Raw genomic sequence first — 24,027 nt, forward strand, 5'->3', positions numbered from 1 at the left:
AAAAATGGGGTCAGGTTCTGAGGTTTCCCCACGTTCTTCTCTGTCAGGTCAGCCGCTTAGCGGCGCTCTGACTGGAAACAAGTGCGCGCATGGCGCAGTCTTCAAGGTGACTAAGCCAAAGAAGGACTGACGACCATGCGCGCCAGCCGAGTATTGCAGAAGTGCCTGCCGGAATCACTGGAGCCGATGCACGCGCTGCGTGAGCATGCTCTGCTAAACGCCGTGGAAGCCGTGCTTCAAGGACGCAGGTTGACGCTGATGGACGTGGCCCGCTCCTGGCCCGGTGCCGAGCGTGTCCGGCCGCCGCTCAAGGCGTTCGACAGGCTGCTGGGCAACCCGCACCTGCACGCCGAACGCGAAGGGATCCATGCGGATATGGCGCGCTGGCTACTACGCAGCCCTCGGCCGGTGATCGTGATCGACTGGACGGATTTGAAGGCCGACAAGTCGTGGTGCCTGTTGCGTGCAGCGGTGCCGGTGGGAGGGCGAACACTGACGCTGCTGGACATGGTGTTCCCTGGCAAGAAGCAAGGCTCGCCCGCTGCGGAGAAGCGATTCCTGCAACGGCTGCGTGCACTGGTGCCGGAAGGCGCTCGCCCGGTCCTGATCACCGATGCGGGCTTCCGCACGCCCTGGTTCCGCGCCGTCTCGGCGCTAGGTTGGGACTGGGTGGGCCGCTTGCGCGGCCGCACGCAGGTCAAGCCAGTAGAGGTCGAAAATCGTATCGAGCAATGGGTGGACTGCCGACAGCTGCATGTGCTGGCCACTCGAACGCCGCGGGAGCTGCCGGTGATGCAGACCAATCGCGGCGATCCCCTGTCCTGCCGTCTGGTCGTGTACGCCAAGGCGCGGCAAGGCCGCAAGCACTGCAATCGGCGGCGTCGCACGGAAGTGGCACGCAGCTCGTCCAGTCGCAAGGCTGCGGCGCGCGAGCGCGAGCCTTGGCTGATCATCGCCTCGCCCAGTCTGGCCGAGGCCAGCGCCCGGCAGTTGGTGAGCCTGTACGCGCGCAGAATGCAGATCGAATGCTCCTTCCGCGACCTGAAGTCGCACCGGTACGGACAAGGCTTCGAAGATAGCCTGACGCGCAGTGACGCCCGTCTGCAGATCCTCCTACTGGTCGGCACGTTGGCGGCCTTCGCCAGCTGGTTGGCAGGCGTGGGATGCGAGAAGACCGGCATCGCCCAATGGCTATTGCCGATCCGCACCAAGCGCAAGCTGTACTCGACCTTGCGCGTAGGGCGGGAGGCCTTGGTCCGAGGCTGGCCGATGGAGCCCGTCTCCCAATGGCTGGATCGCTTACGATCACTACCCCCTGCGGTGATCGACCAGATGGTGCTGGGGGCATGAAAACGCGGGGAAACCTCAGGGTCAGGTTCAATTTTCTCCATGCGAAGGCTCAGACGGCGCCATTTCGCGAGGAAAATTGAACCTGACCCCATTTTTTCCTCCGGTGGCACCCTGCGTTCCATCGCCGCATCTGGTTCCGGCCACGGCCCGGCCCCATCCAGTAGCCGACCGCCCCCAGGAGCCGCAATGAACGCCATCGACCCGCCCCGCCACGCCCATGTCGTCCGCAAGGTCCGCGGCAGCGCCGCGTCCGACGGCGCAGGCGTCAAGCTGACTCGCGTGATCGGCGGCCGCGAGCTGCCCGATCTGGACCCGTTCCTGCTGCTCGACGAGTTCGGCACCGACCGGGCCGAGGATTACCTCGCGGGTTTTCCGGACCATCCGCATCGCGGGTTCGAGACGGTCACCTACATGCTCGACGGCCGCATGCGCCACCGCGACAACCACGGCAACGAAGGCCTGCTGGTGCCCGGCGGCGTGCAATGGATGACCGCCGGGCGCGGCCTGGTGCACTCGGAAATGCCGGAGCAGCAGGAGGGCCTGATGCGCGGCTTCCAGCTGTGGGTCAACCTGCCGGCTAGGGACAAGATGTCCGAGCCGCGCTATCAGGAGTTCGGGCCGGAGGCGATCCCGGTGGTGGCGCCGGCCGATGGCGTCTCGGTCCGGGTGATCGCCGGCAGCGTCGGCGAGGTGCGCGGGGCGATCGTCCAGCCGGCCACCGAGCCGCTCTACCTGGACGTGGCGCTGGTACCCGGTGGGTCCTGGTCGTACACGCTGCCCGAAGGCCACAACGCATTCGTGTACGCCTTCGAGGGGGCGCTGGAGATCGGCGATGGCCCGGACGCGCGCGCGCTTGCGGCGACCGAGCTGGCGGTGATCGGTGGCGGCGAGCTGCTCGCCATGCGGGCAGGCGACGCCGGGGCCCGGGTACTGCTGGTGGCGGGGCGTCCGCTACGCGAGCCGGTGGCGCGCCATGGGCCGTTCGTGATGAACACCCGCGAGGAATTGATGCAGGCCTTCGTCGACTTTCAGGAAGGCCGTTTCTAGAGGCTGGAGAAAAATGGGGTCAGGTTCAATTTCCTCGAGGAACGGCGCCGCCGGAACCCGCGTAGGGGGAAACTGAACCTGACCCCATTTTTTCATTTTTTTGAGAAGCGGTTGGCAGGGATGCGGAAGTACACCCGCCCGGCCGCATCCGGTTCGGGCAGGCGGCCGCCGCGGATGTTCACCTGCAGGGCATAGAGCATCAGGGTCGGCAGCGGCAGGGTGGCATCGCGCTGCTCGCGGGTGGCGACGTAGTGGGCCTCGTCGATACCGTCCCTGACGTGGATGTTGGACGCGCGGTGCTCGGCGACGGTCGCCACGCATGCCGGCTCGCGGCCGTCCTTGCCGTAGTCGTGGCCGACGAACAGCGCGGTGTCCGGCGGCAGGTCGAGCAGGGCGTGGATGCTGCGGTAGAGCAGGCGCGCGTCGCCGCCCGGGAAGTCGGCGCGCGAGCTGCCGGCGTCGGGCATCATCAGGGTGTCGTGGACGAAGGCGCTGCTGCCGGCGAGGTAGCTGATGGACGCCAGGGTATGCCCGGGCGAGAACATCACCCGCACTGGAATTCCGCCGATGTCGAAGGCCTCGCCATCGGCGAACAGCCTGTCCCACTGGCTGCCGTCGGCGGCGAAATCCTCCAGGCCGTAGATGTCCTTCCACAGCTTCTGCACCTCCACGACCTTCGCGCCGATCGCGGTGGGCGCGCCGAGCTTCTCCGCCATGTACGGAGCCGCGGAGAAGTGATCGGCGTGCGGGTGGGTGTCGAGTACCCAGGCCACGTCGAGCCGCTCGCCGGCGATGTACTCGAGAAGGCGGTCGGCGTTGCCCGTGGAAGTGGCGGCGGTCTTCTCGTCGAAGTCGAGCACCGGGTCGATCACCGCGGCCATGCGGGTGCGCGGGTCGGAAACGACATACTGGAAGCTGCCGGTCTTGCGGTCGTAGAGCGAAGCGACGACTGCGTCCGGGCGTTCGTGGATCTTCATCTCGGGCTCGGGGTTGGCGTTCTCGCCGGGACGGAGGGCAGAACCATAATCCAGCCGATCCCGGCCCGCCACGGGAGTCCTGCAGGAGCGTGCCATGCACGCGAAAGCCGGCGTGGTCGGCAACGCCGGTACCGCCTCATCCCTGCCGGAGCCTATCGCGGCCTTCGCGGCCATGGGCCGCTCTGCGAGAGCGCCCGCGCGATCGTCCCTCGTCCGCAGGATCGCGCCGTGCGAGGATCCTGTCCGCGGCGCCGCGCGTCAGTTGCTGCTGAAGCGCGTTTCCTCGAAGCGCAGCGCCTCCACCGTGCCCATGCTCTGGCGCATCTCGGCCTCGTTCTCGGCATGCAGCCAGATGTGCACCACGCGATCGCGACCGAGCTCGAGCAGGGTCTCGCGGACCAGCTTGTCGGGATCGCCGGCCACCTCGCTGCGGTACCAGCGGATGTCCTGGCCGTTGATCACCCCCGCTTCCTCGCGGTTGGCGCGCCGGGGCTGGAACGGAGAATCCGCTGCCAGGTACAAGCCGAACACCTCTCGGCCGTCCTCGGCGACCGCGCGGCAGATCACGAAGCTGTCGCTGCTGCGCTCGGTCCAGGTCAGCGTGGAGTCGCCGGGCAGGCGCGGGCAGGAATCGATCGACTGCGCCTGCGCCGCCGGAACGGCGGCCGCAAGGAACAGCGCCAGCGCGGCCAGCGGCGCCAGATGACGTTTGTTGCGTTTCATGGACTACATTCCCCTTGAATCCGGTGGCGGTGCGCATTCGACCACGCCATGGCCCTCCCGAGTTCGACCATAACGGCGCCCATCACTAAAAATTGTGATGCTCATCACTTTTCAGGGTGGAAGAGCCGGCCGAGGCTCCGGATATCAAGCCTCGTGCCGCTCCGGCGTCGCCCCCGATTCGGCACTTCAGTAGGCCAGCTGCCGCAACCCGGCGCGGCCCCCGGCGCCGATCCGCACCTCGTACAGGTCGCCATAGTCGTCCTCGCCGAGCGGCGCCACCCGGCAGGCGCACAGGGCGGCGACGATCCCCGGGACGGTGTTGCTGTGGCCCACCACCAGCACCGTCGCGCCCGCATGGCGCGTATGCAGCACGGTCGCCAACTCCGAGACCGGTCGGGCCGGATCGTACTCGCGGATCTGCAGCCCGTGCCGTTCCGCCGTGGGCGCCGCGGTCTGCCGCGCGCGCCGGGTCGTGCTGGCGTAGACGGCGGACACCGGCAGCGCCGCCAGCTGCCCCGCCAGGGCGGCGGCGCGCCGTTCGCCTCTGGCGTCCAGGGGCGGGTCGCGCACGTCGCCGGCCGCCTTCTCGGCATGGCGCACGACGATGAAGGTGGTTTCGCTGGAATCCGGGGCGGTTGCAGTACGCCGCTCCGGGGCTCCGCCGCTGCAGGCGGCCAGGAACAGCAGCGCGGCCGCAATCGATACGCGCATCGGGCACTCCGGGATCGATGGGAGGCGAATCATGCGCAGGCGCGAGCCCGGGAAAAAGGGCCGGAGGTCACCCGACGCGCGTCCATGCCAGCAGGACCAGGCCGAGCGCCGCCGGCAGCGCCTGGACGACCAGGATCCTGCGGCTGACGGTGGCGCCGCCGTACAGGCCGGCCACCAGTACGCAGGCCAGGAAGAACAGTTTCACGGCGTCGCCCTCGCGTCCCAGCCACAGGCCCCAGGCCAGCCCGGCGGCCAGGAAGCCGTTGTACAGCCCCTGGTTGGCGGCCAGCACGCGCGAGGCGGCGGCGAACTCGGCGGTGGTGCCGAACGTGCGCCGTCCCAGCGGGCGCGTCCACAGGAACATCTCCAGCACCAGGAACCAGACGTGCAGCAGCGCGACGAGCGCAATCAGCAGGTTGGCGGCGGTGATGGCCAAGGCGTCGCCCGTTGCGGAATCGATCCGCAAGCCTAGCAGGGCGGGGCAGTGCGGTGGGAGGGGTGCGGCGCTGCGCGATGGCTCAGGGCACGGGGACGTCTGGCCGCGGCCCCGGGGCGGCGGCAGCGGAGGCCGGCGGCGGCATCAGATGGGCGATGAAGAGAGCGCCCTTGCCGGCCTGCTCGATGATCCGCCGCAGGATGCTGATGCGGTCGAGCGCGCGGACCAGGGCGGTGGACGGCAGCGTGCCGCGGCTGCCCGCACGCAGCAGTTCGGACTTGGCGTGCTGGTAGGCGGCTTCGAACGCGTCGATCGACAGATCCAAGTGGTTGGCGTCGCGAGGCCCGGCGGCAGGGTCGGCATCGGCCAGCGCCGCCAGCGCCGCCGCGTCGAGGGCATGCAGCGACGGGGCGAGTTCCGCCGGCGGGGCGGCCATCGGCGCCAGCCGGCCCAGCTCGACGGCGCGTTCGGCCATCGAGCGGTAATACTGCGCCACGCGCACCGCGTCGGGCAGTGCGGCCTCGACGACCGGATCGCCGCCGCTGTTGACCGTGGCCGCGAAATCGATCGCCGCTTCGCCGAGCCGGTCGACGATGCCCTGCTCGCGCAGCAGCGCGGCATCGTCGTCGCCCGTCCCGGCCAGCGCGGTGCGCGCCGCGGCCTGGGCGATCGCGCCGATGCGGGTCAGCTCCATCGCCAGCGCGTCGACCGCCAGGCGCGGGGTGGCCGCGACCGCGCGGTCCAGGAAGTGCGGTACCGCGGGATCGGCCTCGCGGCTGCCGAAGCGGCGCTCGAGCATCGCGACCAGGGCGCCGGTGAACGGCCAGACCAGGGCCACGCCGAGCAGCTTGCTCAGGGTGTGGAAGACCGCCAGGGTGGTGGCGACCTGCTGTTCGAGGCCGATCGCCGCGGTCAGGAACGCGGACGCCCCGAGCATCCAGGGCAGCAGCGCCAGCGCCGCGCCGGCGGCTACCAGGTTGAAGACCACGTGGGCGGCAGCGGCGCGCTGGGCGGGAGCGGTGGCGCCGATGCTGGCGAACACCGCCGTCGAGGTGGTGCCGACGTTCGCCCCCACCACCATGGCCGCAGCCGCCAGCGGCGGCAGCATGCCGGTCGCCGCCGCGGTCAGGGTGAGCGCCAGCGCCGCGCTGGAGGACTGCATGAGCAGGGTGAGCATGATGCCGATCGCGGTGAAGGCGACGACCGGCATCGCCCGCTCGCCGCCGTGGCCGGCGAGCCCGAACAGGTCGTCCGGGCCGACCGCCGAGAACGCGCCCTTCAACACGTCCAGGCCGAGGAAGAAGATGCCGAACCCCACCAGCGCCTGCCCCAGCGCCGTGCCGCGCCCCCGTCCGGCGATCCACAGGCCCATTCCCAGCGCCACCGCCGGCATCGCCAGCACCCGCAGGTCGACGTCGAAACCGACCAGGGCGACGATCCACGAGGTCAGGGTGGTGCCGAGGTTTGCGCCGAAGATCACCCCGACCGCCTGCCCCAGCGTCAGCAGCCCGGCGTTGACGAAGCCGATGGTGGCGAAGATCACCGCGCTCGAGGACTGCACCAGCGCGGTGATCAGCACGCCCGAGGCGAGCGCGCGCAGCGGCGACCCGGTGGCCCGCGCCAGCAGCCCGCGCAGCGCCGACCCCGCCGCGACCTTCAGCCCGTCGCTCATCAGCCGCATGCCGAGCAGGAACAGGCCGATGCCGCCGGCGAAGGTGATGAGGGAGGAGAAGGACATGGGCGCGACGACAGGACGGGCGGGCAGACGGTACATCAGGGCGGCCGGAAAGGCATGGCAGGGAGATGCCAGCGTCATCGCCGACCACTTCCCGGGAAGGCATGGGGATGCGCCCTGCGCTCCTCGCGGGCGGCTCCGGCGGAATGGCGGCGATACCCGGCACATCCGCCCGCGCCGGTCTTCGCGCGCATGGCGCGCTCCTACGAGAGCGGCGAGCAGGCGGCGCCCTGGAAGGAACGGCCCATGGCCGCGAAAGCCGGGCGCCGCCGCCGGGGGGCTAGGTGGAACTCGGCGCCAGGGCGATGAGCAGGCCGCGCGCGGCCTTGATGCGCGCCTCCGGGTCGGCCAGGTCGAGGGCGATGCGCAGCCGGTCGGGCCCGTCCATGCGGTAGTGCTTCGGCTGGCCCTGGATCAGGCGGATCACCGCCATCGGGTCCACCTTCGGCTTCTCCACGAACTGCACCCTGCCTCCGGCCGGGCCGAGATCGAGCTTGCGGATGCCGAGCGCGGTGGCCTGCAGCTTCAGCTCGGCCACCGCGAACAGCTGCTTCGCCGCCGGCGGCAGCAGCCCGAAGCGGTCGATCATCTCCACCTGCAACTCGCGCAGCGCGTCGCCGTCGCGGGCGCTGCTGATGCGCTTGTACAGGGTGAGGCGGGTGTGCACGTCCGCCAGGTAGTCCTCGGGGATCAGCGCCGGCGCATGCAGTTCGACCTCGGCGCCGCGGTCCGGCGCTTCGTCGGCATCGGGCAGCCTGCCCTGGCGGATGCTGCGCACCGCGCGCTCCAGCAGTTCGGTGTAGAGGCTGAAGCCGACCTCGGCCATCTGCCCGCTCTGGTCCTCGCCCAGCAGCTCGCCGGCGCCGCGGATCTCCAGGTCGTGGGTCGCCAGGGTGAAGCCGGCGCCGAGCTCGTCCATCGAGGCGATCGCCTCCAGGCGCTTGCGCGCATCGGCGGTGATCGCGCGCTGGTCCGGCACGACCAGGTAGGCGTAGGCGCGGTGGTGCGAGCGGCCCACGCGCCCGCGCAGCTGGTGCAGCTGCGCCAGGCCGAAGCGGTCGGCGCGGTTGATGACGATGGTGTTGGCGTTGGGGATGTCGATGCCGGACTCGATGATCGTCGTGCACAGCAGCACGTTGAAGCGCTGTTTCTGGAAATCCAGCATCACCTTTTCCAGCTCGCGCTCGGGCATCTGCCCGTGGGCGATGGCGATGCGCGCGTCCGGCACCAGCGCCTCCAGCTCGCGCTGCATGCGGCCGATGCTCTCGACGTCGTTGTGCAGGAAGTACGCCTGTCCGCCGCGCGAAAGCTCGCGCTGGAACGCCTCGCGCAGAAGGCTGTCGTCCCAGGCGGCGATGAAGGTCTGCACCGCCAGGCGATGCGCCGGCGGGGTGGCGATGATCGACAGGTCGCGCATGCCGGCCATGGCCATGTTGAGGGTGCGCGGGATCGGCGTGGCGGTGAGGGTGAGCAGGTGCACGTTCGCCCGCAGCGCCTTCAGCGCCTCCTTCTGGCGCACCCCGAAACGCTGCTCCTCGTCGACGATCACCAGTCCCAGGTCCTTGAACTTCACGTCCTTCTGCAGCAGCCGGTGGGTGCCGACGATGACATCGAGGCTGCCGTCGGCGATCTTGCCGATCTCGGCCTTGATCTCCTTCGGGGTCTTGAAGCGCGAGAGCACCTCGATCCGGATCGGCCAGTCGGCGAAGCGGTCGGCCATGGTGCGGTAGTGCTGTTCGGCCAGCAGGGTGGTCGGCACCAGCACCGCGACCTGGCGGCCGGCGGCCGCGGCGACGAACGCGGCCCGCACCGCCACCTCGGTCTTGCCGAACCCGACGTCGCCGCAGACCACGCGGTCCATCGGCTGGCTGGAGCCGAGGTCGCGGATCACCGCCTCGATCGCGGCGTGCTGGTCCGGCGTTTCCTCGAACGGGAACGCCGCGGCGAAAGGCTCGTACATGCCGCGGTCGACGTCCAGCGCCAGGCCGGAGCGGGCCATGCGCTTGGCGTGGATCTCGAGCAGCTCGGCGGCGACGTCGCGGACCTTCTCGGCCGCCTTGCGCTTGGCCTTGGTCCAGGCCTCGCCGCCCAGCGAGTGCAGCGGCGCGCTCTCGGGCGACGCCCCCGAATAGCGGTTGATCAGGTGCAGTTGCGCCACCGGCACGTACAGGCGATCGCCCTTGGCGTATTCGATCTCCAGGTATTCGCCCGGGGTGCCGCCGGCCTCGAGCACGATCAGCCCGCGGTAGCGTCCGACGCCGTGATCCTCGTGGACGATCGGCGCGCCCTCGGCCAGTTCGCCCAGATCGCGGACGATCGCCTCCGGCTCGCGCCCGGCGCGGCGCGCGCGACGCGGCTGGGTGGCGCGCTCGGGGAACAGCTGGCGCTCGGTGAGGATCGTGACCGGCGGCGCGTCGAGGGCGAAGCCGTTCTCGAGCGGGGCGACGGCGATGGCGAAGCTGCTGGTCCCGTCTCCCGCAGACCCGAGAGGGAGAAAGGCGGGGAAGTCCGGCAGCACGGTCGGTGCCAGCCCCGCCGGCTGCAGCAGTTCCAGCAGCGCCTCGCGGCGGCCGGGGCTGTCGGCGGCGATCAGCACCCGCCCGGGGTAGCTGTCCAGGAAGGATGCCAGCGCCGCGGCCGGTGCCGCGTCGCGCGCTGTCAGCGGCAGCTCCGGCGCAGGCTGCTCGCCCAGCGCCAGCGCCTGTCCGAACTGCGGATGCCCGGCCCCGGCCACCTCGATGCACTGGTCGCGGTTGAGCCGCGCGCGCAGCGCTTCCGGCGGGAGCCACAGTTCCGCGGGCGGCAGCAGCGGGCGCTCGATGTCGTGGCGGCGCTGTTCGTGACGCTCGCCGATCTGCTGCCAGAAGTGGTCCGCGGCCTCCAGGGCGCCGGCCTCGATCAGCGCCACGGCGGTCTCGGCCAGGTAGTCGAACAGGGTGGCGGTGGCGGCGTGTTCGCGCCCGGGCGACTCCGCCAGGCTGGCGCGCGGCGCCTCGAAGAACAGCGGCAGGTAGTACTCGATGCCGGCCGGCGCCAGACCGGCCTTGAGGTCCTGGTACAGACCGCTGCGGCGCTGGTCGATGTCGAAACGCTCGACCAGCGCGGCCATCGCCCGCTCGCGCGCGGCCTCGTCCAGCGGAACCTCGCGGCCGGGCAGCATGCGGATCGCATCGACCTTGTCCTGCGAGCGCTGCGACTCGGTGTCGAAGCTGCGGATCGACTCGATATCCAGGTCGAACAACTCGATCCGGTAGGGCGCCTCGGCGCCCATCGGGTACACGTCCAGCAGCCCGCCGCGCACCGCGAACTCGCCCGGGTCGAGCACTTGCGGCACGTGGCGGTAGCCGGCGGCCTCCAGGCGCCGCTTCTCGGCCTCCAGGTCCAGCGGCTGGCCGACGCGCATGTCGAAGGTCTGGCCGACCACGTAGCGTAGCGGCGGCAGGCGCTGCATCAGCGTCTGCACCGGCACCACCACGATCCCGCGCTCCAGCGTCGGCAGCCGGTGCAGCGCCGCCAGGCGCTGCGAGACGATGTCCGGGTGCGGGCTGAACCGATCGTAGGGCAGGGTTTCCCAGTCCGGGAACGGCAGCACCGGCAGCTCGCTCGCGGCCCCGGCGAGGGTCCGCAGGTCGCCCTCCAGCTGGTGCGCATGCTGGTTGTCGCGGGCGACCACCAGCAGTGGCCGGTCGTGGCCGCGCGCCGCGCGCAGGATCGCCCAGGCCAGCGCCGAGGGCGAGGCCGGGGCACGCCACCAGGCACGCTGCTGGCCGCGGCGGGGCAGCGGGGGGACGGGAAGATCGGGGGAGGTCATCGAACCGCCAATTCTAGCCGGTGAAGGCGGTGCGGTTCGACCGGTGCCGGCGGGCGATCGCGGTGCGGCTGCCGCAGCCGGCGGCCGGCGCGCGGCCCGGCGAGGCGGGTCCGTGGCGCTACAGGTCCAGCGTCACCCGTACCAGGCCGGGCGTTTCGGTGGTCTCCTGGCGGAAACCCAGGGACCGCGCCAGCGACAGCATCGGCTGGTTCTGCTCCAGCACGTCTCCGCACAGGCGCTCGAGCTTCTTGCCCTTGGCCCAGCGCACCAGCCGCAGCATCAGCTGCCGGCCCACGCCCATCCCGGCGATGTAGTGGCTGACCAGGATCGCGAACTCGGCGTCGCCCGAGCCCGCCACCATCGACACCCTCGCCACCCCGCCGACCAGCGCCTCGCCCGGGGGCAGAGGCTCGGCCGCTACCAGGGCGAACTCGGTCTTCGGGTCGGGACGGGTCAGGCGGTCGGCGTTCTCCTGGGTCAGTTCCTTCATCGAGTGCTGGAACCGGTGGCGGACCTCGTCGGGCTTGAGCAGGCTGAAGCCGGCCCGCAGCGGCACCGCGTCGTCCGGCCGGATCGGCCGGATGAGCAGTTCGCGGCCATTGGCGAGGCGGATCTGGTCATGCCACGGGGGGAGGCGGTTGCGAGCGGCCATGCTTGCGATGCTGCCATGCAGGGAGTGAAGTCGTGCTCTACAAGATGAACGGGCGGATGTGATGCCCGCATCACGACGGCGTGGCAGCGGCGCGCGCGCGGGCAACCGGTCGGCACGGCCCGGGGGCGTCACGCCGGCCGGCGCAGCCATTCCAGGCGAATTTCCGCGCCGGGTTCGCCGAGCCGCTCGCGCAACGCCTGCAGCGCCGGGCCCAGCGCGGCGTCCAGCCGCCAGGGCGGATTGAGCAGCAGCAGGCCGCTGCCGTTCATCCGCAGCGGCGAATCGTCGGCGTGGACCAGCAGCTCGCACAGCAGCGCCGAGCGTGCCGGCAGCGCCGCGGCGGCACGCTGGAACGGCGCCAGCGCGCGGCGCTGCTTGACCGGATACCACAGCGCCCAGCAGGCCTGCGGCCAGCGCCCCAGGCCTTCGCGCAGCGCCGCCAGCGCGGGCGCGAATTCCTCCAGCTGGCGCTCGTAGGGCGGGTCGAGCAGCACCAGGCCGCGCGCGTAGCGGATGTCGCCGGCGCGCGGCGGCAGCAGCGCGCGCACTGCGCCGTAGCCGTCGCGCAGATGCACCGCCACCCGCGGATCGTCGCGGAACGCGGCGCGCAGCGGATCGGCCTCGCCGGGCTGCAGTTCGCAGCAGGCGATGCGGTCCTGGGCGCGCAGCGCATGCGCCAGCAGCCAGGGCGATCCCGGGTAGGCGCTGGCGCCATGCACCTTCCGGCAGGCCTCGACCGCCGCGAGGTAGCGCGCGACCGCCGGCTCGCGCACCGGCGCGGCCAGCAGCCGGGCGATGCCGTCGCCGGCCTCGCCGGTGCGCGCGGCCTCGGCATCGTCGAGCCGGTACAGCCCACGCCCGGCGTGGGTGTCCAGGGCGAAGCAGGGCGCCGGCTTGGCGGTCAGGGCATCGCACAGCGCCAGCAGCACGACGTGCTTGAGCACGTCGGCATGGTTGCCGGCATGGAAGGCATGGCGGTAGTTCATCGCCACAGGGTAGCCGGCCGCGCCCGCAAAGACCGTATCCTCTCCGCTCCCGCCGTCCCGTCCCGCCGCCGGGCACCCAACCATCGGCCAGAAATCTCGTCACCCCCAGCCACCAGCACCCAGCCACCAATCGAATCACCAATCACGAACCCCCGATCCCGAGCCCGCCCCATGCCCACCATCCTCCTGGTCGAGGACGAACCCGCCATCGCCGAGACCGTCGCCTACGCGCTGCGCGCCGAAGGCCTGGCGGTGGAGCACCGGCTGCTAGGCCACGACGGCCTGCGGCGCCTGCGCGAGGGCGGCATCGACCTGGTGATCCTGGACGTCGGCCTGCCCGACGCCAGCGGCTTCGACATCTGCCGCGAACTGCGCGGCTTCAGCGCGGTGCCGGTGCTGTTCCTGACCGCCCGCAACGACGAGGTCGACCGCGTGCTCGGGCTGGAGATCGGCGCAGACGACTACGTCGCCAAGCCGTTCTCGCCGCGCGAGCTGGTGGCGCGCGTGCGCGCGCGCCTGCGCCGGCACGCCGCGCCGGACGCGGCGCCGCAGCGCCACGGCCGCTTCGAGCTGGACCGCGAGGCGCGGCGCGTGCGCTTCGACGGCCGGCTGCTGGATCTGACCCGCTACGAATACGCCCTGCTGGCCGAGCTGCTGCGCCGGCCCGGCGCCATCCTCAGCCGCGCCCAGCTGCTCGACCGGGTCTGGGACGACGCCGGAGAGAGCGGCGAACGCACCGTCGACACCCACGTCAAGACGCTGCGCGCGAAGCTGCGCGCGGTCGAACCCGGCGCCGACCCGCTGCGCACCCATCGCGGGATCGGCTACTCGGTGGAGACCGGCTGACGATGCGCATCGGTCTGCGCATCTTCCTCGGCTACTTCGTGATCGTCGCGCTGGCGGCGCTGCTGCTGGCGCAGGTGTTCGTGCGCGAGGTCAAGCCCGGAGTGCGGCAGGCGATGGAGGACAGCCTGGTGGACACCGCCAACCTGCTGGCGGAGCTGGCCGCGGACGACCTCGCCGCCGGGCGCATCGGCAGCGGCCGCTTCGCAGCGGGGGTGCACGCGCTGGGCGAACGCGAGATCGGTGCCGAAGTGTGGGGGTTCCGCAAGCGCAGCGCGACCTACCGCATCTACGTCACGGACGCCGACGGCATCGTGGTGTTCGATTCGGAAGGGCGCGACGTCGGCGCCGACTACTCGCGCTGGAACGATGTCTACCTGACCCTGCGCGGGCGCTACGGCGCGCGCTCGACCCGCGACGATCCGCAAGACGACAGCTCTTCGGTGATGCACGTGGCCGCGCCGGTGATGGACGGCCAGCGCATCGCCGGGGTCCTCACGGTGGCCAAGCCGAACCGCACCATCGCGCCGTTCATCGCCCGCAGCGAGGCCATCGTCACCCGCTGGGGCCTGGTGCTGATGGGCGCGGCGCTGCTGGTCGGGGTACTGGCGGCCTGGTGGCTGGCGCGCCAGCTCGGCGGCTTGCGCCGCTACGCGGACGCGGTCACCGCCGGGCGGCGCGCCGCGCTGCCCGATTCGGCAGGCGAGTTCGCCGACCTCGGCCGCGCCCTGCAGACCATGCGCGAACGCCTGGAGGGCAAGCAGTACGTCGAGCGGTACGTGCATGCGCTGACCCACGAGCTGAAGAGCCCGCTGACCGCGATCCGAGGCGCCGCCGAACTGCTGGAAGCCCCGCCCGGCGGCCGGCCGTTGCCCGACGAGGACCGCGCGCGCTTCGCCGCCAGCATCGCCGCGCAGGCCGGGCGCATGGCGCAGACCATCGACCGCCTGCTGGGACTGGCCGCGGTCGAGCATCGCCAGCGCATCGAGCACCCGCAGCCGGTCGATCCCGTCGCACTGCTGGACGAGGCCTGGGAACAGGTGGAGGCACGGGCGCAGGAGCGCGGGCTGCGCCTGGCGCGCGAGGCCGACGCCGCGGTCGGCACGGTGCGGGGCGACCCTTTCCTGCTGCGGCAGCTGCTGGTCAACCTGCTCGACAACGCCATCGATTTCGCGCCGGCCGGGAGCGCGATCGAGACGACGGTGCACGGTGGTGGCGACCGGCTGCGCATCGCGATCGCCGACCGCGGACCGGGCGTGCCGGACTATGCCCGCGATCGGGTGTTCGAGCGCTTCTACTCGCTGCCGCGCCCGCAGGGCGGCGACCGCAGCAGCGGCATCGGCCTGGCCTTCGTGGCCGAGGTGGCGCAGCTGCACGGCGGCAGCGCGCGCCTGGACAACCGCGACGGCGGCGGTGCGGTGGCCACGGTGGAGCTGCCCGCCGCGCGCGGCGCCTGAGCGGTCGCGCCGCGGCCCGGCCTCCTGCCCGGAAGCGCCGAGGCTTCGAAAGCGAGGGCGGCCGTCTCCGACGCGAGGGGCGAGCTCCTTCGCGGAAGCGGCGGAGCTGCGAGGCGTCCGCGCCACACGATTCGCGCGGGCCGTAGCGCGCGACGTCGGGACTTCGTCCCCGCTTCACGTTCGCATCGCCGTCTCCACACCGGCCGCCCCGATCCTGCGCGCATCCCAAGAACCGGAGTGCGGGCATGAAGCTGGGCTGGAAGATCCTGATGGTGGTGCTGATGACGCTGGCGATCCTGGCGCCGCTGACGATGATCCGCGGCGTGATCCAGGAGCGCCAGGAATACCGCGAGCAGGCGGTGTACCGGGTCTCGCGCGGCTATGCCGGGCCCCAGGGCATCGCCGGGCCCGTGCTGACGGTGCCCTACGTGGAGACCGTGGAAGTGGAAGAGAAGGGCATCAACGGTGCGATCCGCACCGTGCTTCGCGAGCGCGAGGGCGCCTGGACCTATTTTCCGGAGTCGCTCGAGCTGACCGGCACGATCGCGCCGTCCACGCGCAACGTGGGCCTGCACGAGGTGCGCGTCTACGAGCTGGGCGCGCAGATCGCCGCGGACTTCGACATCGCGATTCCGGCGAACCCCGAGCCGCAGCACCCCAGGCGCATCGGCCGCCCGTACCTGTCGATCGGGATCGCCGATGTGCGCGGCATCGCCGGCACGCCGCGCCTGCGCATCGGCGGCCGCGACACGCCGCTGCGCCAGGGGCTCGGCGGCGCCGGCGGCAGCGGCCTGCACGCGCGCCTGCCTGCCCCGTCGGCAGGGCAGGCGCTGGCGCTGCAGGTGCGGCTCGATCTGGCCCTCGGCGGCACCGAGTCGCTGGCGATCGCGCCGCTGGCCGGGCGCAACCGCATGGTGCTGGATTCATCGTGGCCGCATCCGCAGTTCAACGGCGATTTCTCGCCGCGCTCGCGGGCGCTCGACGCCGGGGGTTTTCGTGCCGAATGGGAGATCTCCTCGCTGGCGAGCAACGCGCAGGCGCAGTATCTGGCCGGCGCGCAGCTGCCCGGCCCGGGGCCCGGGCCGCACACCTCCGGCGAGCTGGACGCGATCGGCCTCTCGCTGGTCGACCCGGTCAATCCTTACAGCCAGGCCGATCGCGCCAGCAAGTACGGCCTGCTGTTCGTGCTGCTCACCTTCGTCGGCTTCTTCATGTTCGAACTGATCCGGCAGTTGCGCATCCACCCGATCCAGTACGGCCTGGTGGGGCTGGCGCTGGCGATCTTCTTCCTGCTGCTGGTCAGCCTGTCCGAGCACGTCGCCTTCGGTCTCGCCTACCTGGTCGCGGCAGCCGCCTGCATCGGGCTGCTCGGCTACTACCTCGCGCACGTGCTGCGCAGCCGCGCCCGCGGCGCCGGCTTCGCGGCGATGCTGGCGCTGCTGTACGCGGCGCTGTACGGCCTGCTGATCTCGGAGGACAACGCGCTGGTGCTCGGCGCCGGGCTGCTGTTCGCGATCCTCGCCGCGATCATGGTAGTCACGCGCAGGGTGGACTGGTACCAGCTGGCCGCCGCCGCCGCGCCGCAGCGCCGGTGAGCCGCCCGGTCCCGGACACGGACGTCCGCGGCCGCGGCGGGTCCCGGCGAGGCCGCGCCGGCCACGACCCGGATGCGCAGGCCTGGCCGGCGGCGGCGGACGCTGGAATCGGCGCCATGCCCGCCAGCCGATCGAACGTCTTCGAGCCTTTTAGCCCCCGATGCCGAGGATCGCGACCCCGGGCATCAGCGCCACCGACAGCAGCGCCAGCGTGCTGCCGATCGCGGTGGCGGCGAGCACGTCGCTGGGGTAGTGCAGCCCGAGCACCACCCGCGAGGCGGCGACGCTGGCCGCGAACGGCACCAGCAGCCACGCCAGCGCCGGGTGGTGCGCCACCGCCACCAGGGTGAACGAGACCGCGTGCAGGGTATGCCCCGAGGGGAAGCTGAACTCGTCGAGTGGCGCCACCCAGGCGCGGATGCGCAGGTCCGAGGCGAACGGCCGCGGCCGCCGCGTCCATCGCTTGAGCGTCTTGTACAGCAGCAGCGCGACCGCGCCGGTGGCGGCCATGTGCGCCGACGCGGCGAGGCCGGCGCGCCCTTCGGCGAGCACCAGCGCCGCCATCAGCGCGTACCAGAACCCGCCGTCGCCCAGCCGGCTCACCACGGCGAAGTAGCCGCGGATCCACTGCCGCGCGCCGATGCGGTTGGCGCGCAGGCACCAGCCGCAGTCGCTGGCCAGCAGCCGGCTACGCAGCGGAGGCGGTCGCATCGCGCGCTCCCCGGGCGGCCAGGCCCGACAGCAGGGCGTCGAAGTCGGCGGCGACCTGTTCCGGGCTCAGCCGCAGCACCGCCTGGCGCGCCGCGGCGCCCATCGCGTGCCGCGCGGCGCGGTCGTCGCCCAGCCGGAGCACGGCCGCCTCGAACGCGTCGTCGTCGTCGACCGCCGCGCCGTGCACGCCATCGCGCAGATGCGTGCGCGCCGCGCCGTAGTCGAACGCGACCACCGGTACGCCGCTGGCCATCGCCTCCAGGGTCACGTTGCCGAAGGTCTCGGAGCGGCTGGGGAACAGGAACAGGTCGCCGCTGGCGAAGTGGCGGGCGAGGGCCTCGCCGCGCTGCACCCCGCAGAACACGAAGTCGGGATTGTCGCGCGCCAGCGCCTGGCGTTCGGGCCCGTCGCCGACCCAGACGAAGCGCGCCCGCGGCTGCCGCTGCTGCAGCCGGCGGAACGCGCTCACCGCCAGCGCCAGGTTCTTCTCGGCGGCGATGCGGCCCACGTGGATGGCGGCGAGGTCGTCCGCCGCCAGCCCCCAGTGCGCACGCAGCGACGGATCGCGCCGACGCGGGTCGAACAGCGTGGTGTCGACCGCGCGCGCCAGCTGCACTACGTTCCGGAATCCGCGGCCGGACAGGAAGCCGGCCAGTTCTGCGGTCGGCACCAGGGTGGCGTCGGCGCGGTTGTGGAAGCGCCGCATCCAAGCCATCGCCAGCGGCTCCAGCGGCGCCAGGCCGTAATCGCGCATGTAGGCGTCGAAGCGGGTATGCAGGCCGCTGGCCACCGGGATCGCCAGGCGTCGCGCGGCGCGCAGCGCCGACCAGCCCAGCGGCCCCTCGGTGGCGATGTACACCGCCTGCGGCGGCGCGGCGCGCCAGCGCCGCAGCACGGTGCCCGTGGCGGGCATTCCGAACCTCAGCCCGGGATAGCGCGGCAGCGCCGCTCCCGCGACCAGCAGTTCCCCGGGACCTGCCTGCTGGCCGCGCTCCTGGCGCGGTCGAACCAGGTCGACCGCATGGCCGCGCGCCTGCAGTCCTTGCGTCAGGTCATGCACGGTGAGTGCGACGCCGTTGACTTCGGGCGGCCAGGTCTCGGTGACGATCGCGTAGCGCATGCGCGGCTCCGGTTTCGCAGAGCGTGCAGGCCGGCCGTGTAGTGGAGGTTGCAGGGCGATGACCGCGGCATGACGTCGCCGGAGAACACGCTCCGCTCCCAGCCGAGCCACTCGGCAAAGCCCCTGTAGAGCCGAGCTTGCTCGACTACGCAGGCTCCGGAGCCGGGAGCAGCGGCGCAAGCTCCGCTCTACGGGGGATGGGCGCGCCTCGGCGACTACCAGTGCAGCTGCACCCGAGCCTCGACGATGGCCGGATCGTCGTCGACGAACGCGCCCGCGGCGCTGCTGTAGCGGGTGCTGGAGACGTCGACGTAGTTCAGCGCAAGCTTGACGTGGTCGCGCCAGTACCAGTTCACGCCCACGGTCCAGGCGTCCATCTCGCCGCCGAGCACGCCTTCGACGACCGGGGCGGTGCCGGGAACGGGGGGCGGCAGCCGGCCGTCGTCGAGGTCGACGCGGTCGTAGCGCAGGCCGATCTGCCACAGGCCGCGGTTGCCGCCGCCCGCCTTCGGCGTGGTCGGCACGCCGCCCTTGTAGCCCCAGGTCTCGCCGCCGAGGTTCCACAGCCCGGAGACGTACCAGCTGTCGCCGTCGAAATCGCCGGCCGGCCGTGCCGCGGTGCCGATGCGATCGATTCCGGCGCGCAGGTACTCGCCCTGCAGCTTGATCGGGCCGCCGATCCACATCGCCTCGACGCCCACGATGGACTGCCGGTCGGCATCGGACAGCGTGCCGGTGTCGACCAGGCGCACGCCAGCGAGGTCGGCATTGGGACGGGTGCGCAGGCGCGCGCGGTCGTCCGGCGTGTCGAAGTCGACGTAGGACAGGCCCAGGTGCAGGATGCGCCCCTCGTCGCGCAGCGGCGCCCAGGTGCCGCGAACGCCGTAGCCGCTGCCCTCGGCCAGGCCGTCGGTCAGCTCGCGCCCGAACCAGCTGGCGGTCGCGGTCCAGCCATCGCCGCCGATGCCGTAGGCGGCGCCGAGGCGCCGCGAGACGCCGAAGGTGTTGGTACTCATCGCCTTGGAGATGAAGTCGTTTTGCTTGGTCGAGCTCAGCTCTTCCAGGCTGTTGGGCTGCTTGTACTGGCCGATCTGCAGGAACTGCGCGCGGTCGGCGCCGAAGCGCAGTCGGCCGTTGACGTCCAGCCACTTGTCGGCCTTGGCGTCGTAGCCCACCACCCAGTCGAAGCCGCCCGGGCCCTTGCCCTTGAGCACCAGCTCGGCGCGACGCAGCTCCCGGTCGCTGTCGCGGCCGTCGCCGGGATCGCTGTCGAGGTCGGCCCGGTCGCTGCGGTAGTCGTTGTAATCGGCCTGCAACAGGCCCTCGAAGGTGATGCTGGTCGCGCCGATCTCGCCGAGCTCGAACTCGGCGTGGGCGGCGGGAGCTGCAAGTGCGGCCAGCAGCGCCAGCGGCAGGGAACGAGGGAGAGACATGGACCGGGCCTTCGCGAGGGGGACGCGCGAAGCCTAGGCTGCGCAATTGACACTAATGTGACAAGAACCAGTCATATATGTCAGGAGAGCGACCTTTGGGTGACGGTCGGTTTTCATTCATGTGTCGCTCGAGCGCTCCGTGCCGCGCCCTGCGCCGAGACCGCATGGGGGGCGGCCCGTCGCGCGTGCCTCGTTTCCCGTCGGGGCCGCGTCGCGCAGCTTCTTACGGGAAGCTGCCGCTGTCGGTGCGGCTCCAGCCGGCTGGCCCGGCCCGGAACCCGGCGAGTTCGAGCGCGGCGGCATCGCGCGCGTCGTCGACCCGGGGCACCACCGATCGCAGCCGCCAGGCGCCATCGGGCTCGAGGCGGGCATCGATCCGGAGCCCGGCGAATGGTCCGGGCGCGGTGCCGGACGGCGTCCACGCGACCGTCGCCGCGCGGCCGTCGCAGGCCACAGTGCCTTCGAACACCGCGAGCGGATCGCCGCCTGCAGCTGGATGCAGTGCGAGGCCGATCCGGCCCGAGGCGCTTCGGCAGGCGTCGCCGGCGAACACCAGACGCGCAGCGTCGGCATCGAGCACCACCGCCAGGCCGGGCGCGAGGCCGGGATCTTCCAGGACCAGCGTGCCGTTCGCGTCGCGGATGCCGCGCCGCGCCCCCTGCAGCAGCGAGGCCCGCAGCGTGGCGCCGCGCACCACCAGTTCGCGGGTGCCGGTGAGCAGCGGCCACGGCGACAGCCGGACGCCGACATCGCCGAGCGCCCGGCCGTGCAGGCGCGCATCGTGCAGCCGCCCCTGCCACAGCGAACCCGATGCCGCAGAGGCGCCGAGGCCCGCCTGCTCCAGGTCCGACAGCCCCAGTGCCAGTCGCAAGGGCAGCGACAGGCCCAGCATCGGCGGCAGCGCCAGCGCGAACAGCCAGGCCAGGCCGCGCGCGCTCATGCCGGCGGCGGCGCGAAGCGCAGTTCGGCGCGCAGCCGGCCGTCGCGCTTGTCGACCTGCAGGGCGAGCGGGGCGATGCCGTGCTCGCGCCGCAGGGTATCGATCCAGCCGAACAGCGCCGGCGCGGCGACCGCGTCGATGGCGATCACCAGCACACCGTCGCCACCATCGTCCTGCCGGCTGATGGCGACGCCCGCCGCGCCGGCGCTGTCGACGATGGCGGTGGCGAAGGCATCGTCGGCCGGTGGCGGCGGCAGTCGCGCCGCGGAGGCCTCGATGCGCGCCAGCGCGCGTTCGATCTCCTGGACCGCGGCAACGGCATCGGCATGGCGCGCGCGCGCGTCGTCGCGCGCCTGGCGCAGCGGCGCGATCGCGCCGTACCACAGCACGAACGCGGCCAGGGCAGCCAGCATCACGGCGACCATCCACCGTTCACGCGGCTCGCGCGCCTGCCACCAGTCGGCGACGCGGGCGGTGTCGAAAAGGCGGGTCATGGCGCCGGCTCCGGCAGGATCTCGAGCTCGCTGTGGAGGCGGCCGTCGGTGCGACGGGTACCGGCCGGCTGAAGCGCCAGGCCGCCGCCGGCGAGCGCATCGCGCAGGACATCGAGTTCGTCGGCCCGGGCATGCGACAGCGTCACGCGCAGCGTGCCGTCCTCGCCATAGAACAGTCGATCCAGCTGCGCGCCCTCGACCCGCGGCACCGCCGCGAACAGCGCCGTGGCCGCGTGGGCGAAGCCGTCGCGCGCCTGCGCCTGGCGCAGGGCCGCACGTGCGGCCGCCAGCGGTGGTTGCGCCGGCGCGCGGCCGGGCAGGGCGGCGTCGACCGCTACCGCGACCTGGGCTTCCAGCGCGCGCGCGGCCAGCGTGTGGCGCAGCGCATCGGCGCTCCACAGCAGCAGCGGCGAGAGCGCCAGCAACGCGGCGAGCACCGCGGCGCGGCGCCAGGCACGCGCGCCGCGGGGTTGCGCCGGCGTGCGCGCGAAGTCGTACTGCAGCAGGTCGATCGCCGGCTGCCGGGCGCCGGCCGCGAGCAGGGCTTCGGCCTGCGGGCCCGCCTCGACGACCTGCTGCGCCCATTCTTCGAGGACCAGCGCGGCGAGCGCCGCCTCGCTGCGGAACGCCAGCCGCGGTCCGCGCACGATGCGCTCGTCGCCGTCGACGACCACGACGACGCCGTCGTCGTCCGGCGCCGGCAGCGCGAGATGGTCGGGAACCATGGCGTCCACGATGATGCCCAACTCGGCGGCGCGCCCGAGCCAGTACGTCATCAGCGTGCGTTCGACCGCCACCACCGGCCGCGGTGCGTCGTCGCCGGCGGCCGCTGCGATGGCGATGTGGAGCGCCTCGCTGCTGCCCGCCAGGCGTTCGGCGATCAGCGCGCGCGCGGCGGCGAGCGCCTGCACGGGGTTGCGCGCGGGCAGTTCCAGCCAGAGCGCCGGCGCCTGGGTGCCGGGCACCACCAGCACGGTGCGCGTTGGTCCGGCCGCGGCCGGCTGGGGGGCTGCGGTGTCGCCGCTGCGCAGACGTTCGCGTGCCACAACGCGCCCGTCGTCGCCGACGCTCAGTCGCAGCGCCGGCGCGTCCGGATTCTGCGGCAGCAGCACGATGTACGTGATCATTCCTCGGCACTCCATCTGCGGGCCAGCAGCCGCGGCGGGCTGCTGCCGTCGTGTTCGAACAGGGCGCTCAGCACCACCTGCGCCGGGCCGACCTCGACCTCGGCGTGCAGGCGGAAGTAGCGTGTGCGCAGCTCGATCTGATTGATGAAATCGCCCGACGGCACGAGGCCGTCCATGCCCGGCGAGGTCCAGAATGCGAGGGGTTCGCGCCAGCCGTCGGTCGGGCGCGCGGCGATCACCCGGCGTGCCCGGGCGTCATCGAGGGCCCCTTCTGTGAGCATGCGCAGGATCGCGGCGTCCTCCTCGCGCAGGGTGTTGACGTTCACCGGCGACAGCTTGACTGTCGGCAACGCGCAGACATGCGGCCGCAGGCGCGCGTAGACCTCGGCGGTGTAGCCGTGGATCGCGCGCAGCTCGCTGGTTTCCGCCAGCAGGGTGCCGGCGGTGCGGTAGCCGTCGCGGCCGCGCGCATAGGCCTCGTCCTCGTGCCCCAGGCTCTCGCGCTGCTGGTCGCTGTCGATCCAGTCGACGAGGCTGTCGGCGAGTGCGCCGGACTGGTGTTCGGAGAAGCCCAGCGCCTGCAGCAGCGCGATGTATTGGATCACGCCTGAGTCGTTCACGAAGAAGGTATCGGCGCCACCCTGGACCACGCTGTTGAGGTTGAAGCAGGCGGTGGCATCGGACAGGCGTGCGCTGATCGCGCCAGATTCCACCGGGAACACGAACGCGCGGCCGTTCCAGTCGCCCTCCGACGTGGTGCGCCCCGGGTCGCGGGCGGCCAGGCGCTCGATCTGCGCCAGCGCCAGCGCCTCGGCGCCCAGCGCATGCCATTGCGCCTGCGCCACCGACTGCGCATTGTCGGCGCGGCGCAGGCCGAAGCGGATGTCGTCGAGCACGCCCATCACCAGCACCGCCATCACCGCCACCAGCAGCAGCACGGTCAACAGGGCGATGCCACGTTGGCGCGGACGGCTCACAGCGGCTGCCCCGGCATCAGGAACAGCTGCCGCACCTCGCCGACGCCGTCGATCTGCAGGTCCAGCTGCAGCGCCTCGGGCACGCGGTCGGCACCGCCGGGCCAGCCGTCCATCCATTCGCCCTGGTACCGGTAGTGCGCGCGCGCCGTGCGCACGCCCCGCAGCAGCACCTGCGGCGTGCCGAGTACCGCGCCGTCGAGCGCCGGACGCGTGCCGCGCTCCAGGCGGTCGTCGACCAGCCGGTACTCGACGTACTGCAGCGACGCCCGCGGCGCCTGCTCGGGATTGCTCCAGCCGCGCCGGGTCAGCGCGAACAGCAGGCCGGGCGCGGCGTCGGCGGAACCGGTGAAGGCCTGCACCGCCGGATGACCGGCGGCATTGCGGGTGCGCCGCGGCGCCGTCTGCGACAGGTCGGCGCGCAGCACCGCGCGGGCGCGCTGGAATTCGCCGATCCGCTGCATCCGCTCGCGCAGCACGCCCTGGTTGTCGGCGGCATAGGCCAATACCGTGACGCCGGCGGCGGACAGCAGCGCGAACACCGCCAGTGCGACCAGCATCTCGACCAGCGTAAAACCGCGCTGCCGCGAGCCCACCGCTCGGACACCGCGCCCCCGCGACCCCACCGTTCCGACACCGCGCCCCCGCGAACCCACCGCTCGGACACCAATGAGGCCGTCGCCACGGCTTACACCAATGAATCGCCCGCGAGAACCGCCTTCCGCCTCCCGCGAACCCACCGGTCCGACACAACTGAGGCCGTCGCCACGGCTTACACCAATGAATCCCCCGCGAGAACCGCCTTCCGCCCCCCACGAACCCACCGTTCCGACACAACTGGGGCCGCGCTGCCGCGAACCCGCCACCCCGACGCAAACGAGGCCGTCGCCACGGCTGACGACAGC

At 72.2% G+C, this 24,027-nt stretch carries 21 protein-coding genes; 5 read left to right on the forward strand and 16 right to left on the reverse strand.

Features of this window, described 5'->3' with window-relative positions; genetic code table 11:
• Positions 1-135 precede the first annotated feature (135 nt).
• Both H0E84_RS09300 and H0E84_RS09305 read left to right on the forward strand, forming a co-directional pair.
• Positions 136-1,350, forward strand: a complete 1,215-nt coding sequence (locus H0E84_RS09300) for an IS4 family transposase (RefSeq protein WP_180678155.1) — start codon at positions 136-138, stop codon at positions 1,348-1,350.
• A 186-nt stretch (positions 1,351-1,536) separates the two neighbouring features.
• Positions 1,537-2,397, forward strand: coding sequence for a pirin family protein (locus H0E84_RS09305; protein ID WP_180678372.1), 861 nt, complete (start codon positions 1,537-1,539; stop codon positions 2,395-2,397).
• A 92-nt stretch (positions 2,398-2,489) separates the two neighbouring features.
• On the opposite strand, the gene H0E84_RS09310 is transcribed toward H0E84_RS09305, so the two are convergent.
• The 8 genes from H0E84_RS09310 to H0E84_RS09345 all read right to left on the reverse strand — a co-directional run bounded on the left by H0E84_RS09310 (position 2,490) and on the right by H0E84_RS09345 (position 12,428).
• Positions 2,490-3,374: an MBL fold metallo-hydrolase gene (locus tag H0E84_RS09310; protein ID WP_180678373.1), complete on the reverse strand. Its 885-nt coding sequence runs from the start codon at positions 3,372-3,374 to the stop codon at positions 2,490-2,492.
• Positions 3,375-3,632: 258 nt separating this feature from the next.
• Positions 3,633-4,097 carry a hypothetical protein gene (locus tag H0E84_RS09315; protein WP_180678374.1) on the reverse strand — a complete coding sequence of 155 codons (465 nt, stop codon included), beginning with the start codon at positions 4,095-4,097 and terminating at the stop codon, positions 3,633-3,635.
• Between the two features lie 186 nt (positions 4,098-4,283).
• Positions 4,284-4,808, reverse strand: coding sequence for a SixA phosphatase family protein (locus H0E84_RS09320; RefSeq protein WP_180678375.1), 525 nt, complete (start codon positions 4,806-4,808; stop codon positions 4,284-4,286).
• 67 nt (positions 4,809-4,875) lie between these two features.
• Complete coding sequence (locus H0E84_RS09325; protein WP_180678376.1) at positions 4,876-5,244, reverse strand: DUF1304 domain-containing protein; 369 nt, start codon at positions 5,242-5,244, stop codon at positions 4,876-4,878.
• An 82-nt stretch (positions 5,245-5,326) separates the two neighbouring features.
• Positions 5,327-6,982 (reverse strand): Na/Pi cotransporter family protein, encoded by a 1,656-nt coding sequence (locus tag H0E84_RS09330; RefSeq protein WP_180678377.1) that lies wholly within the window; start codon positions 6,980-6,982, stop codon positions 5,327-5,329.
• 277 nt (positions 6,983-7,259) lie between these two features.
• Positions 7,260-10,790, reverse strand: coding sequence for a transcription-repair coupling factor (gene mfd / locus H0E84_RS09335; RefSeq protein WP_180678378.1), 3,531 nt, complete (start codon positions 10,788-10,790; stop codon positions 7,260-7,262).
• Between the two features lie 118 nt (positions 10,791-10,908).
• Positions 10,909-11,442, reverse strand: coding sequence for a GNAT family N-acetyltransferase (locus tag H0E84_RS09340; protein ID WP_180678379.1), 534 nt, complete (start codon positions 11,440-11,442; stop codon positions 10,909-10,911).
• 128 nt (positions 11,443-11,570) lie between these two features.
• On the reverse strand, positions 11,571-12,428 hold the full coding sequence (locus H0E84_RS09345) for a 23S rRNA (adenine(2030)-N(6))-methyltransferase RlmJ (RefSeq protein WP_180678380.1): 858 nt from the start codon (positions 12,426-12,428) through the stop codon (positions 11,571-11,573).
• Positions 12,429-12,599: 171 nt separating this feature from the next.
• Here H0E84_RS09345 and creB point away from each other — a divergent pair, with 171 nt between their 5' ends.
• The 3 genes from creB (at position 12,600) to creD (ending at position 16,323) form a co-directional block, all read left to right on the forward strand.
• Positions 12,600-13,274: a two-component system response regulator CreB gene (creB, locus tag H0E84_RS09350; RefSeq protein WP_180678381.1), complete on the forward strand. Its 675-nt coding sequence runs from the start codon at positions 12,600-12,602 to the stop codon at positions 13,272-13,274.
• A gap of 2 nt (positions 13,275-13,276) precedes the next feature.
• Positions 13,277-14,728: a two-component system sensor histidine kinase CreC gene (gene creC / locus H0E84_RS09355; protein ID WP_180678382.1), complete on the forward strand. Its 1,452-nt coding sequence runs from the start codon at positions 13,277-13,279 to the stop codon at positions 14,726-14,728.
• 245 nt (positions 14,729-14,973) lie between these two features.
• The gene (creD, locus tag H0E84_RS09360; protein ID WP_180678383.1) at positions 14,974-16,323 is read left to right on the forward strand and encodes a cell envelope integrity protein CreD; all 1,350 of its coding nucleotides are present in this window, start codon (positions 14,974-14,976) and stop codon (positions 16,321-16,323) included.
• Between the two features lie 150 nt (positions 16,324-16,473).
• Here the strand turns inward: creD and H0E84_RS09365 are convergent, their stop codons facing one another.
• The 8 genes from H0E84_RS09365 to gspJ all read right to left on the reverse strand — a co-directional run bounded on the left by H0E84_RS09365 (position 16,474) and on the right by gspJ (position 23,718).
• Entirely contained in the window at positions 16,474-17,034 is a 561-nt protein-coding gene (locus H0E84_RS09365; protein WP_180678384.1) for a phosphatase PAP2 family protein, read from the reverse strand.
• Positions 17,012-18,154 (reverse strand): glycosyltransferase family 4 protein, encoded by a 1,143-nt coding sequence (locus tag H0E84_RS09370; protein ID WP_180678385.1) that lies wholly within the window; start codon positions 18,152-18,154, stop codon positions 17,012-17,014. The genes H0E84_RS09365 and H0E84_RS09370 overlap by 23 nt, the downstream gene beginning before the upstream one ends.
• Positions 18,155-18,369: 215 nt before the next feature.
• Complete coding sequence (locus H0E84_RS09375; RefSeq protein WP_180678386.1) at positions 18,370-19,587, reverse strand: OprO/OprP family phosphate-selective porin; 1,218 nt, start codon at positions 19,585-19,587, stop codon at positions 18,370-18,372.
• Between the two features lie 223 nt (positions 19,588-19,810).
• A complete protein-coding gene (gene gspN, locus H0E84_RS09380) occupies positions 19,811-20,527 on the reverse strand; it encodes a type II secretion system protein N (RefSeq protein WP_180678387.1) in 717 nt (238 codons plus the stop codon).
• Positions 20,524-21,021, reverse strand: coding sequence for a type II secretion system protein GspM (gene gspM, locus H0E84_RS09385; protein ID WP_180678388.1), 498 nt, complete (start codon positions 21,019-21,021; stop codon positions 20,524-20,526). The genes gspN and gspM overlap by 4 nt, the downstream gene beginning before the upstream one ends.
• Positions 21,018-22,148: a type II secretion system protein GspL gene (gene gspL / locus H0E84_RS09390; protein WP_180678389.1), complete on the reverse strand. Its 1,131-nt coding sequence runs from the start codon at positions 22,146-22,148 to the stop codon at positions 21,018-21,020. Before gspL ends, gspM begins: the two co-directional genes overlap by 4 nt.
• Positions 22,145-23,125, reverse strand: coding sequence for a type II secretion system minor pseudopilin GspK (gene gspK, locus H0E84_RS09395; protein ID WP_180678371.1), 981 nt, complete (start codon positions 23,123-23,125; stop codon positions 22,145-22,147). The genes gspL and gspK overlap by 4 nt, the downstream gene beginning before the upstream one ends.
• Positions 23,122-23,718 (reverse strand): type II secretion system minor pseudopilin GspJ, encoded by a 597-nt coding sequence (gspJ, locus tag H0E84_RS20465; protein WP_345776295.1) that lies wholly within the window; start codon positions 23,716-23,718, stop codon positions 23,122-23,124. The genes gspK and gspJ overlap by 4 nt, the downstream gene beginning before the upstream one ends.
• Positions 23,719-24,027: the final 309 nt, after the last annotated feature.

It is taken from the genome of Luteimonas salinisoli, from assembly GCF_013425525.1.
Taxonomy (GTDB): Bacteria; Pseudomonadota; Gammaproteobacteria; order Xanthomonadales; family Xanthomonadaceae; genus Luteimonas; species Luteimonas salinisoli.